The organism is Microbacterium faecale, assembly GCF_014640975.1.
In the GTDB taxonomy this organism is placed as follows: Bacteria; Actinomycetota; Actinomycetes; order Actinomycetales; family Microbacteriaceae; genus Microbacterium; species Microbacterium faecale.
Map to the genome: position 1 here is coordinate 2,271,906 of NZ_BMHO01000001.1, position 10,827 is coordinate 2,282,732.

Genomic DNA, 10,827 nt, shown 5'->3' on the forward strand with positions numbered 1-10,827 from the left:
TCGACGCATGGCACTCAAGGGCGAATACTTGCCGAGCACCGCGGAGTGGGCTCGCACACAGGCAGAGACGTACGAAGCAACCAGTGGCGCGGAGGCCGGCGAGCTGCGCGGCGCCCCGATCATCGTGCTGACGACGGTCGGCGCGAAGACCGGAGGGCTGCGCAAGACCGCACTCATGCGCGTCGAGCACGAGGGCCGCTACGCCGTCGTGGCCTCGAAGGGCGGCGCCCCAAAGCCGCCCCAGTGGTACTGGAACATCGTGCGCAACCCGCGCGTCGAACTGCAGGACGGCGCCGACAAGCGCGAGTATGTCGCACGCGAACTCGAGGGCGACGAGTACGACGCATGGTGGGCTCGTGCAGCGGCCGTGTGGCCCGACTACGACGAGTACAAGGCGAAGACCGATCGCCGAATCGCCATGTTCGTTCTCGAACCCGCGGCGTGACGTCACCGTCGGTGCGCGGCACCACATAATCTGGGGGAATGACCCTTTACGCCGCCGCTGACGGCTCTGCGCTCGGCAATCCCGGGCCGATGGGCTGGGCCTGGTACATCGACGACGACCGCTGGGCTGCCGGAGGCGCACCACACGGCACGAACAACATCGGCGAGTTGACGGCGGTGCTGGAACTGCTTCGAGCGACCGCGCACACCGGCGAGGATCTCGTCGTCGAGTGCGACAGCCGTTACGTCATCGACGCCATCACCAAGTGGATGGCGGGCTGGAAGCGTAAGGGGTGGAAGAAGGCCGACGGCAAGCCCGTGCTCAACCGCGAGCTCATGGAGGCACTCGACGGCGAGATGCAGGGGCGCCAAGTGCGCTTCGAGTGGGTGAAGGGCCATGCCGGACACCCGCTGAACGAAGCGGCCGACGTCCGCGCGAACGGCGCCGCCCGCGCGTTCCAGCGACGGGAGGCTCCGAATCCCGGTCCCGGCTTCTCTGGGGCGACCGCGTCCGCGCCTCCCGCGCCACGCGGATCCGCCGTCGAGGCACCTGACGACACCCTCGACGGAACCCTGTTCGACGCGCTTGATGACGACGTGTTCACAGAGGTTCGCGTCGTGCTGTCGTCCGACGAGCACGCGCGCCTGCGCGGCCGTGCGAGTTCCGCGGGGCTCAGCCCTGAGGAGTTCCTTCGCGGACTGATCTGAGCGCGTCCGCCGCCCGCACGAGCCCGAGGTGGCTGAACGCCTGCGGGAAGTTGCCCATCTGCCGCCGCGCGTGAGTGTCATACTCCTCCGCGAGCAGACCGACATCGTTCGCGAGCCCGGTGAGGTGCTCCATCAGTTCGACCGCCTCGTCGCGACGTCCTGAGTGCGCGTACTGTTCGACGAGCCAGAAGCTGCACACGAGGAAGGGGTGCTCGTCGCCGGGCAGTCCGTCTGCTCCAACGGTGCGGTAACGCAGCAGAAGTCCGTCCTGCATGAGGTCGCGCTCGATCTGAGCGACGGTGGCGACCATCCGCGGGTCGTCATAAGCGACGAATCCCGTGTGCGGGATCTGCAGCAGCGAGGCGTCGACCTCCGTCGTGTCGTAGGTCTGCGTGAAACCGCCCGTCTCGGGGTTCACGCCGCGCGTCAGGATCTCGTCGCGCAGCTCGTCGCGCAGTCGCGCCCACGTCTCCCGCGGACCCGCGAGCCCGTATTCGTCCACCGCTCTCACCCCGCGGTCGACGGCGGCCCACATCATCACGCGTGAGTGAGTGAAGTAGTGCGGGTCGCCGCGCATCTCCCACAGTCCCTGATCCTTCCGAGCGGCGTGATCGACGACGTAGTCGAGCATCGCTCGCTGGAGCGGCCACGAGAAGTCGTCCTCGGCAATGCCCGCATCACGCAGCTGCGCGAGCGCGATCATCACCTCGCCGACGACATCCGCCTGGAACTGCGTCACTGCTCCGTTTCCGACACGGACGGGGCGCGAGTCGAGGTACCCGGGAAGGTGATCGAGCGTCCGCTCTGGGAGCGACCTCTCCCCCGCGATGCCGTACATGATCTGCAGGTCCTCGGGATCCCCCGCGACCGCGCGCAGAAGCCACTGCCGCCAGCGAAGCGGCGTCTGGGTACGCCCGTGGAAGAGGAACGCCTCGAGGGTGAGCGCGGAATCGCGCAGCCAGCAGAAGCGATAGTCCCAGTTGCGCACACCACCCGGATCCTCGGGAAGCGACGTCGTCGGCGCCGCCACGATCCCGCCCGTGTCCGCGTCGGTCAACGCCCGCAGCACGAGCAGCGAGCGATGCACGTACCGCCCCCACGGGCCGTCCGCGGTGATCTCGGCGTTCCACTCGTCCCAGACACGGCGCGTGTCATCGAGCGCGACGCGCACGTCGAGCGGCTCAGGCGCCTCCAGGTGCGACGGCGTCCGGCTGAGGTCCCACGCGACGCTCTCCCCCGCCGTGAGCTCGTGACGCCCGACGTGCCGGCGACCGTCGGCAGTCAGCTCGGGGCCGACAAGATCGTAGCGATCGGGTCCAGCGATCGCCGTCAGCCTGTCGCCGCGCCGGCGCACCCATGGCGCCGCGGCGCCATAACCCGGCCGCAGGCGCAGGTCCGATTCGACGACGACCCGGCCCGAGAGACACCGCACCTCACGGACGACGTCCGCGCGTGCGTCCGCGGACGGCATGAAGTCGATCGTCTCGGCCTCGCCGGTCGCAGAACGCCAGCGGGTCCGGAGAATGAAGGTGCCGTCGTCGTAGGCGCGCGAGACGACCTCGGCGTCCTCGACGGCGATCCGCCAGCGTCCGTGATCCGGTTCGCCGAGCAGCGCCGCGAAGACCGCGGGGGCATCGAAGCGGGGCAGGCAGAGCCAGTCGACGCTGCCGTCGCGCGAGACGAGCGCGGCCGAGTGCTGATCAGCCAAGAGGGCGTAGTCCTCGATCGGAGTGGTCACGTTTCCAGGCTGACACACCCGCTGCGTCGATAGGGTGGAATCATGAACGCGGACGAGTTCGAGACGCTCGTAGTCGAGGAACTCGACCAGCTGCCGGACGACATGGTCGAGGGGCTCGACAACGTCGTCTTCGTGGTCGAGGACCGCCCGGAAGACGGCTCGCTCGACCTGCTCGGGCTGTACGATGGCCTGTCGCTCACGGAGCGCGACCGCTACGGCATGGGCGAACTCCCCGACCGCATCGTCGTGTACCGGGAACCGCACCTCGCGCGGTGCGAGACTCTCGACGATCTGCGTGACGAAGTGCACACGACTCTGGTGCACGAGATCGCCCACTTCTACGGCATCGACGACGACCGACTGCATGAGCTGGGGTGGGCCTGATGACGACGGCCTGGCCGGATGCCGACGTCGCCCGCGAGCAAGCTCCGGCCGCGGCCTCACCATGGCAGACGATCGTGTGGGACGACCCCGTGAACCTCATGAGCTACGTGGTGCGCGTGTTCCGCGACTACTTCGGCTACGACACCGACCGCGCCACCGCGCTGATGCTGCGGGTACATCACGACGGTCATGCCGTGGTGGCCGAAGGCGCGCGGGAGCAGATGGAGCTGCACGCGCAGGCCATGCACGACTACGGCCTCTGGGCCACCGTTCGAAAGGCAACCGAGTGAGCGACGACCTCGTGATCCTCACCCTCACCCGGATCGAGGCGAGCCACCTGACCGACCTGGTGGGGCAGTTCCAGCAGCTGCTCTCCGAGGAGGATCCCTCCGACGACCCCGCGATGGCGCGACTCACTCCGGACATCTATCCCGATGACGAGGAGGCCTCCAACGACCTCCACGAGGTGACGCGAAGCGAGCTGCTCGGGCGGCGTGCGCGCGACGCCGCCACCGTGCGAGCCGACCTCGACCGCATCGAAGAGGGCTCTGTCGGCGATGCGCTTTCCCCCGTCGACGTCTCGATCGCGGGATCCCACTTGGATCCCTGGCTGCGCACGCTCGCCGCGCTGCGCCTCGTGCTCGCGAGCCGGCTCGGAATCTCGGACGACACCGAGGCGTCCGACGACGATCCCGCGTACGCACTCTACGAATGGCTCGGGTTCCGCCTCGAGGGGCTTGTGCAGGTGGCCGAGCAGCGCGACGACTTATAGCGTCAGCAGACGCTCGCTGCGATGTCGGCGAGACCGGCCGGGTCATGCGTCCTCATGTGGATGCGTTCTTGCCGGGCCCACATCTCCCAGTGCGCCCGGAATCCATCGCCGTCGCGCGCCATCGCGGCCGCATAGCGCGCGTTGGCATCGCCATCGAGCCACATCGACGCGGTCGCATCCGACGCAGACGATGCCGTCAGCACGCCGCATCCCTCGATGACGAGCGGCCGCTCGGGCTCCACGGCGCAGTGCTGCGCCCACGCGTGACGTTCCCAGTCCCAACGACGGTAGCGGGAGAGAGCCCCGGCGCGATGATCGCGCACGATGCCGCCGGCGATCTCGGTCGCAGTGGCGAGGCCGGACCAGCCCGGGTAGAACTCGTCGAGCGAGACCACACGCGCGTCGAGCTCATCGGCCACGCGGAGCGCGATCGTCGTCTTGCCCGCGCCGCTGCGGCCGTCGATGAGGATCCGCGGATACGGGTCGCGAGCGACGGCGCCGAGGACGCGACGGATCGCATCGTCGACGACGAGGGGTCGAAACGTCAGCGGCTCTTCTTCTTGAGGCACTTGATGACGTAGCCCAGCGCGCGGCCGGCGACGCAGACGAACGGCGTCAGCACCGCGAGGAGCGTGACGATGTTCGGCACGAAGCGAAACTCGCTCCCACGGCGGACATAGGCGCCGACGGGCACGGCGACGCCGCCGCCCCCTCCGCCCGTGTTCGTGTCGTCCTCGCCGGAAGCGCCGCCGAAGCCGTACCAGGTCGCCGCGACGGGCAGCACCTTCACCCCGTCGAGGTCCTGCTGCTCGCCGTAGGCCGCGGTGACGCCGAAGTTGCTGCTGAGCTTGCCGAGTTCAATCGCGATGTTGGGCATGCAGACAGCGTAACCCAGCGCCGCCCGCGCCCGTCAGCCGTTCTCGGGAGGGCGATCTGCTGTCGGGCGCTCCGGAGCGCGCGAGAGAAAGGCCGCACGAGTGATGGACCCCGTGCCGAATCGCTCCGACAGGCGATCGAGCGCGCCCTCGACCTGCTTCCACTCCGTATCGTCGTCCCACAGCGCGAGCGCGGCGGATCCGGCGGGGACGAGCCGCTCCGCACGCACGCCGATGAGGCGCACCGGGGCGCGCAGATCGATCGCGCCGAACAGTTCGCGCGCAACGGATCCGATGCGGTTCCCGACGGCCGTCGGCTCGGACAGTGCCTGCGATCGCGTGAGCGTCTGGAAGTCGTCGAAGCGCAACTTGATCGCCACACCCGCCGCCTCCGCGCCCGCGCGCCGCAGCCGAACCGCAACGCGGTCGGCGAGGCGCAACAGCTCGGCGCGCAGCAGCGCGGGATCCGTCACGTCGTATCGGAACGTCTCTTCGTGCGAGATGCTCTTCTCCACGCGCTCCGTCTGCACGGCCCGCGGATCCCTGCCGTGAGCGAGATCATGGATCCGCTGCGCCTGCGCCACACCGATGACCGCCGCGAGCGAGGCCACGGGTGTCTCGCGCACGTCGCGGATTGTGCGGATCGCCCGGTTCGCGAGCGCCTCCGCGGCCTTCGGGCCGACGCCCCACATGCTTCCGGCGGGGCGCGGATCGAGAAACTCCTGCGTGCGTGTTGCCGGGATCATGAGCAGGCCGTCGGGTTTGGTCGCCGTGGACGCCATCTTCGCCACGTGTTTCGTCGCGGCACCGCCGACGCTGCACGGGATCCCGACCTCATCGCGGACGTTGCGCCGGATCAGCGCCGCGACCTCGCCCGGCGTTCCCCACAGCCGCTCGACGCCCTTGACGTCGAGGAACGCCTCGTCGATCGAAAGCGGCTCCACGAGCGGGGTGATGCTGCGGAACACCTCCATCATGCGCGCCGATTCCTCGCGATACCGCTCGAACACGGGCGGCACGACGATCGCACGCGGGCACCTGCCCAGCGCCATGCCGAGTGGCATGGCCGAGCGGACCCCGTAGCGACGAGCCTCGTACGACGCACTCGAGACGACGGAGCGCTGGTCGTTGTGCGCGATCACGACGGGGCGACCGGCGAGCGACGGGTCATCGAGGGTTGCGACCGCGACGAAGAACGCGTCCATGTCGACGTGCAGGATGTGGGCGCCCGCATCGTCGGCGCCCGGCGGCGAGAAGAGCCGGCCAGACCCGTCCTGTCTGCTCACGGCTCTATTGTTCCGGGTCCGCGGGCGCGGCGGCCTCGAATCGCAGCGTCATGACGCGCGTCGCCGCCTCCTCGAGGCGTTCGGCGGAGAGGGAGCCGTCCTCGGTTGCGGCCGCGACCGCCTCCGCCGTGCGGTCGGCTGTCTCCGGCGTGGATCCGACGACGGTCAGGACCAGATCGGCGCCGGCCGCGAGCGACTGCACGGCGTTGCTTTCGGGATCCGTGTACGCGTCCTCGCCCGAGGAGAGCAGCATCCCGAGGTCGTCGGTCACCGCGACGCCGTCGAAGCCGAGATCCTCCCGCAGGATGCGGTACCACTCGGGCGAGAGCGAGGCGGGGAGCTCGTCGATCTGACCGAAGCGCAGGTGTCCCATCATCACGAGTTCCGCGCCGGCGGCGATGCCGGCGGCGAATGGCGTGGCGTCGAGTTCGCGCCACTCGTCGAGCGTGAGGTCAGCCGACGGGATCATGCTGTGCGAGTCGCCCTCCGCGGCGCCATGCCCGGGGAAGTGCTTCAGCGTGGAGAAGGCGCGACCGGACTCCCCCGCGACCGCCGCCCCGACGGCCTGCGCGACGGCCTGCGGATCCGTGCCGTAGGCGCGCGAGAAGATGAACGAGTCGGCGCTGCGTGGTACGTCGGCGACGATGCCGAAGTTCACGGGGATGCCCGCCTCGGCGAGCACCGATCCCCGCTCGGCGAACGCGGCCTCGATCTCGTCGGCGCCCGCTCCCTTGAGGTTGCGCGCCGACGCCGCCTCGTCCCAGGTGATGCGTGCAACATCGCCGCCCTCCTCGTCGATCGCGATCAGCGGCGGCGGGTCGGCCGCCTCGGCAATCGCCGTCGTGATCTCGGTCAGCGCGTCGGGCGCGGACGGCACGTTGTCGCCCATGAGGATGAGCCCACCGGATCCGCGGGAGACGGCGGTCTTCAGCGCCTGCGGGTCCGTCCCCGCGGCGTAGCCCATCACCACGCTCGCGGCCTTCTCACGCGTCGACATCGCCGACACGGTCTCGGCGGCGCGCTCGGTGGTGGTTTGCGGATCCGGCGAGGCCGTGGCGGACGGCTCGGGAGAAGGCGCCGATGATGGTATGGCGGTGGCGGTCGGGGGTGCCGACGGCGCCGCCGCGTCCTCCGCTGGTACACAGGCCGCGAGTCCGAGCAGTGCGACCGTGCCGATGGCGGCCAGCGATCGTCTCATTCGGTCACCTCCCGGGGAGCGGTCTGTCCCCATTGTCTCCCGGAAGCGAACGCACCGCGCGCACGCGACGAGGACGCCCGCACACGCCGGGCGTGCGGGCGTCCTCGTATGCGGTTACTGCTGCGCGCGTTCCAGGATGAGCTCGCGCACGCGCGCGGCGTCGGCCTGGCCCTTCATCGCTTTCATCACCGCGCCGATGATGGCGCCGGCAGCCTGGACCTTGCCGCCCTTGATCTTCTCGAGCACGTCCGGCTGAGCCGTAAGCGCTTCGTCGATCGCCGCGACAAGCGCGCCGTCGTCGGAGACCACGGCGAGCCCGCGGGCGTCGACGACCTCCTCGGGCGTTCCCTCACCGGCGATCACACCCTCGAGCACCTGGCGTGCCAACTTGTCGGTGAGCGTGCCGGCATCGATGAGCCCCTGCACGGCCGCGACATCAGCGGGCGAGACGAGCTCGCCGGGCTCGCGCCCCGCGGAGTTCGCAACGCGGGTGATCTCGCCGGTCCACCACTTGCGCGCCGACGCCGGCGACGCGCCGGCGAGGATCGTCTGCTCGACCTCGTCGGTCAGCCCGCCGTTGGCGACATCCTGGAACTCGAGATCGGTGAAGCCCCACTCGGCCTTCAGTCGGCGGCGCTTCGTCGCCGGTGCCTCGGGAAGCGCAGCCCGCAGCTCCTCGATGAGTTCCTCGCTCGGGGCGACCGGCAACAGGTCGGGCTCGGGGAAGTAGCGATAGTCGTCGGCGTCCGACTTCGGTCGGCCGGGCGAGGTCTCCCCCGTGTCCTCATGCCAGTGACGCGTCTCCTGCGTGATGGTTCCGCCTGCGTCGAGGATCGCGGCCTGGCGCCGGATCTCGTAGCGCACCGCGCGCTCGACCGAACGCATCGAGTTGACGTTCTTCGTCTCTGTGCGCGTGCCGAGCTTCGTCGCGCCGCGCGGCCGCAGGGAGACGTTTGCGTCACACCGCACGTTGCCGCGCTCCATCCGGCCCTCGCTGATGCCGAGGGCACGGACGATGTCACGGATCGTCGCGACGTACGCCTTTGCGAGCTCTGGCGCGTTTGCTTCGGCGCCGAAGATCGGGTGCGTCACGATCTCCACGAGCGGCACGCCCGCGCGGTTGTAGTCGACGAGAGACGAGGAGGCGCCCTGAATGCGGCCGGTGGATCCGCCCACGTGCGTGAGCTTGCCCGCGTCCTCCTCCATGTGCGCGCGCTCAATCGGCACGGTGACGATCGTGCCGTCCGAGAGCTCGACCTCCACGGACCCCTCGAACGCGATCGGCTCGTGGTGCTGGCTGATCTGGTAGTTCTTGCCGAGGTCCGGGTAGAAGTAGTTCTTCCGGGCGAACCGGCTCGACGGCGCGATCGAGCAGCCGAGCGCGAGGCCGAGGCTGATGGAGTTGCGCACCGCCTGGCGATTCACGACGGGCATCGATCCCGGCAGGCCGAGGTCGACCGGCGCGAGCAACGTGTTCGGTGCGGCGTCGTGGAACTCTGCGTTCGCGGGGTTGCCCGCGGCGGAGAACATCTTCGTCTTCGTGTTCAGCTCCACGTGCACCTCGAGGCCGATGACCGGCTCGAACTTCTCGAGCGCCTCGTCGAAGTCCATCAGGTTCATCGGGACACTCCGTTCAGCTCCGGGGCCACGAGCGGACCGCCCCAGTCATCGATGAGCAGCGCCTCGAGCGCCGCGCCGACGCGGTACAGGCGCGCGTCCTCCTGTGCGGGTGCGAGGAACTGGATCCCCACCGGCAGCCCGTCATCGGCCGCGAGCCCCGAGGGGATCGAGATGCCGGGCACGCCCGCGAGGTTCGCGGGGATCGTCGCGAGGTCGTTGGCGTACATCGCGAGCGGATCGTCGAGCTTCTCACCCAGCTTGAACGCCGTCGTCGGCGCAGACGGCGTCGCGATCACATCGACGTCCGCGAACGCGCGTTCGAAATCGCGCTGGATGAGCGTGCGGACCTTCTGCGCGCGACCGTAGTACGCATCGTAGTAACCGGCAGAGAGCGCGTATGTGCCGAGGATGATCCGGCGCTTCACTTCCGGGCCCAAACCGGCCTCGCGCGTGGCGGCCATGACGTCCTCGACGGTCCCTGCGACGTCTGCCCGCATGCCGAAGCGCACCGAGTCGAAGCGCGCGAGGTTGCTCGACGCCTCGGCGGGGAGGATCAGGTAATACGCCGCGGTCGCGTATTCGAAATGGGGGGCGCTGACCTCGACGACCTCGGCGCCTGCGGCCTCGAGCGTGGCGACGGCGGAGCGGAACGACTCGTCGACGCCCTGCGAGAAGCCGTGCAGCTCCTTCACGAGGCCGACCTTGAGGCCCTTCAGCACCTCGCCGGTGCTCCCCTCGCGGGCGGCCTCGGCGAATGACGGCCACTCGTGGCGCAGGGACGTCGCGTCATGCGGATCGTGTCCGGCGATGACGTCGTGGAGCAGACCGGCATCGAGCACCGTGCGCGAGACCGGGCCGATCTGGTCGAGGCTCGATGCGAGCGCGATCGCGCCGTAGCGGCTCACGCCGCCGTAGGTGGGCTTGACGCCGACGGTCCCGGTGACGTGTGCGGGTTGGCGGATGGATCCGCCCGTGTCGCTGCCGAGCGCGAGGGGCGCCTCGAACGCCGCGACGGCTGCCGCGGAGCCGCCGCCCGACCCTCCGGGGATCCGCTCGAGGTCCCAGGGGTTGCGCGTCGGGCCATACGCCGAGTGCTCCGTCGACGACCCCATCGCGAACTCGTCCATGTTGGTCTTGCCGATCGGCACGAGGCCGGCCGCGCGCGCCTTGGCGACGACCGTCGCGTCGTACGGCGACATGTAGCCCTCGAGGATCCGGGATCCGGATGTGGAGGGCATATCGGTCGTCACGAGAACGTCCTTCACCGCGAGCGGGACCCCCGCCAGCTCCGGCAGGCTCTCGCCCGCCGCGCGGCGCGCGTCGATGGCCGCGGCGCGGTCGGTGGCGGCCTCGTTGACGTGCAGGAAGGCGTTCACGGCGCCGTCGACCGCGCGGATCCGGTCGAGGTGCGCGCGCGTCGCCTCGACGCTCGAAACCTCACCATCGGCGAGCAGCGTCGCCAGTTCGGCGGCGGGAAGTCGTGTCAGGTCGCTCATCACTGCTCCTCCCCGAGGATCGCGGTCACGCGGAAGCGTTCGCCGTCGGCGTCGGGCGCGTTCTGGAGCGCCTGCTCGGTGGTGAGCATGTCGCCCGGCTCGTCTTCGCGGAAGACGTTCTCGAGCTCGATCGGGTGACTCGTCGCGGAGACGTCGTCCGTCGCGACCTCGCTCACCGTGGCCATGCTCGCCACGATGGCCTCGAGCTCGCCGGTGAGGGTGGTCACCTCGTCGTCGGACAGCTGGATCCGGGAAAGTGCGCCGAGATGACGCACGAGATCGGGGGTGATTTCAGACACCCCGTCA

General features: G+C 69.7%; 13 protein-coding genes. 5 read left to right on the forward strand and 8 right to left on the reverse strand.

What is annotated here, in order from left to right; genetic code table 11:
* Nucleotides 1–7 precede the first annotated feature (7 nt).
* Together IEW87_RS10775 and IEW87_RS10780 are read left to right on the forward strand one after the other, a co-directional pair.
* The gene (locus IEW87_RS10775; RefSeq protein ID WP_188712212.1) at nucleotides 8–445 is read left to right on the forward strand and encodes a nitroreductase family deazaflavin-dependent oxidoreductase; all 438 of its coding nucleotides are present in this window, start codon (nucleotides 8–10) and stop codon (nucleotides 443–445) included.
* Between the two features lie 38 nt (nucleotides 446–483).
* Nucleotides 484–1,152, forward strand: coding sequence for a ribonuclease H family protein (locus tag IEW87_RS10780; protein ID WP_188712213.1), 669 nt, complete (start codon nucleotides 484–486; stop codon nucleotides 1,150–1,152).
* On the opposite strand, the gene IEW87_RS10785 is transcribed toward IEW87_RS10780, so the two are convergent.
* Nucleotides 1,118–2,890: a glycoside hydrolase family 15 protein gene (locus IEW87_RS10785; protein WP_188712214.1), complete on the reverse strand. Its 1,773-nt coding sequence runs from the start codon at nucleotides 2,888–2,890 to the stop codon at nucleotides 1,118–1,120. The genes IEW87_RS10780 and IEW87_RS10785 overlap by 35 nt on opposite strands.
* A 42-nt stretch (nucleotides 2,891–2,932) precedes the next feature.
* Between IEW87_RS10785 and IEW87_RS10790 the strand changes: the two genes are divergently transcribed.
* The 3 genes from IEW87_RS10790 to IEW87_RS10800 are packed head-to-tail and all read left to right on the forward strand — an operon-like array spanning nucleotide 2,933 to nucleotide 4,046.
* The gene (locus tag IEW87_RS10790; protein ID WP_188712215.1) at nucleotides 2,933–3,274 is read left to right on the forward strand and encodes a metallopeptidase family protein; all 342 of its coding nucleotides are present in this window, start codon (nucleotides 2,933–2,935) and stop codon (nucleotides 3,272–3,274) included.
* Entirely contained in the window at nucleotides 3,274–3,564 is a 291-nt protein-coding gene (gene clpS, locus IEW87_RS10795; RefSeq protein WP_188712216.1) for an ATP-dependent Clp protease adapter ClpS, read from the forward strand. Before IEW87_RS10790 ends, clpS begins: the two co-directional genes overlap by 1 nt.
* Nucleotides 3,561–4,046 (forward strand): DUF2017 family protein, encoded by a 486-nt coding sequence (locus tag IEW87_RS10800; RefSeq protein ID WP_188712217.1) that lies wholly within the window; start codon nucleotides 3,561–3,563, stop codon nucleotides 4,044–4,046. Before clpS ends, IEW87_RS10800 begins: the two co-directional genes overlap by 4 nt.
* Nucleotides 4,047–4,048: 2 nt before the next feature.
* Here the strand turns inward: IEW87_RS10800 and IEW87_RS10805 are convergent, their stop codons facing one another.
* From IEW87_RS10805 to gatC, 7 genes are all read right to left on the reverse strand, one after another.
* Complete coding sequence (locus IEW87_RS10805; protein WP_188712218.1) at nucleotides 4,049–4,615, reverse strand: nucleoside/nucleotide kinase family protein; 567 nt, start codon at nucleotides 4,613–4,615, stop codon at nucleotides 4,049–4,051.
* Entirely contained in the window at nucleotides 4,591–4,923 is a 333-nt protein-coding gene (locus IEW87_RS10810; RefSeq protein WP_188712219.1) for a hypothetical protein, read from the reverse strand. Before IEW87_RS10810 ends, IEW87_RS10805 begins: the two co-directional genes overlap by 25 nt.
* 33 nt (nucleotides 4,924–4,956) lie before the next feature.
* Complete coding sequence (gene dinB, locus IEW87_RS10815) at nucleotides 4,957–6,207, reverse strand: DNA polymerase IV (RefSeq protein WP_188712220.1); 1,251 nt, start codon at nucleotides 6,205–6,207, stop codon at nucleotides 4,957–4,959.
* 4 nt (nucleotides 6,208–6,211) lie between these two features.
* Complete coding sequence (locus IEW87_RS10820; protein ID WP_188712221.1) at nucleotides 6,212–7,405, reverse strand: glycoside hydrolase family 3 N-terminal domain-containing protein; 1,194 nt, start codon at nucleotides 7,403–7,405, stop codon at nucleotides 6,212–6,214.
* Nucleotides 7,406–7,519: 114 nt separating this feature from the next.
* Nucleotides 7,520–9,025: an Asp-tRNA(Asn)/Glu-tRNA(Gln) amidotransferase subunit GatB gene (gene gatB, locus IEW87_RS10825; RefSeq protein ID WP_229731099.1), complete on the reverse strand. Its 1,506-nt coding sequence runs from the start codon at nucleotides 9,023–9,025 to the stop codon at nucleotides 7,520–7,522.
* Nucleotides 9,022–10,521, reverse strand: coding sequence for an Asp-tRNA(Asn)/Glu-tRNA(Gln) amidotransferase subunit GatA (gatA, locus tag IEW87_RS10830; protein WP_188712222.1), 1,500 nt, complete (start codon nucleotides 10,519–10,521; stop codon nucleotides 9,022–9,024). The genes gatB and gatA overlap by 4 nt, the downstream gene beginning before the upstream one ends.
* The gene (gene gatC / locus IEW87_RS10835; RefSeq protein WP_188712223.1) at nucleotides 10,521–10,820 is read right to left on the reverse strand and encodes an Asp-tRNA(Asn)/Glu-tRNA(Gln) amidotransferase subunit GatC; all 300 of its coding nucleotides are present in this window, start codon (nucleotides 10,818–10,820) and stop codon (nucleotides 10,521–10,523) included. The genes gatA and gatC overlap by 1 nt, the downstream gene beginning before the upstream one ends.
* Between the last annotated feature and the right edge of the window lie 7 nt (nucleotides 10,821–10,827).

Coding starts and splice junctions, on each gene's coding strand:
- gatB (WP_229731099.1), bottom strand. CDS start 9,025: ATGAACCTGATGGACTTCGACGAGGCGCTCGAGAAGTTCGAGCCGGTC.
- IEW87_RS10790 (WP_188712215.1), top strand. CDS start 2,933: ATGAACGCGGACGAGTTCGAGACGCTCGTAGTCGAGGAACTCGACCAG.
- IEW87_RS10820 (WP_188712221.1), bottom strand. CDS start 7,405: ATGAGACGATCGCTGGCCGCCATCGGCACGGTCGCACTGCTCGGACTC.
- clpS (WP_188712216.1), top strand. CDS start 3,274: ATGACGACGGCCTGGCCGGATGCCGACGTCGCCCGCGAGCAAGCTCCG.
- IEW87_RS10780 (WP_188712213.1), top strand. CDS start 484: ATGACCCTTTACGCCGCCGCTGACGGCTCTGCGCTCGGCAATCCCGGG.
- IEW87_RS10810 (WP_188712219.1), bottom strand. CDS start 4,923: ATGCCCAACATCGCGATTGAACTCGGCAAGCTCAGCAGCAACTTCGGC.
- IEW87_RS10775 (WP_188712212.1), top strand. CDS start 8: ATGGCACTCAAGGGCGAATACTTGCCGAGCACCGCGGAGTGGGCTCGC.
- gatA (WP_188712222.1), bottom strand. CDS start 10,521: ATGAGCGACCTGACACGACTTCCCGCCGCCGAACTGGCGACGCTGCTC.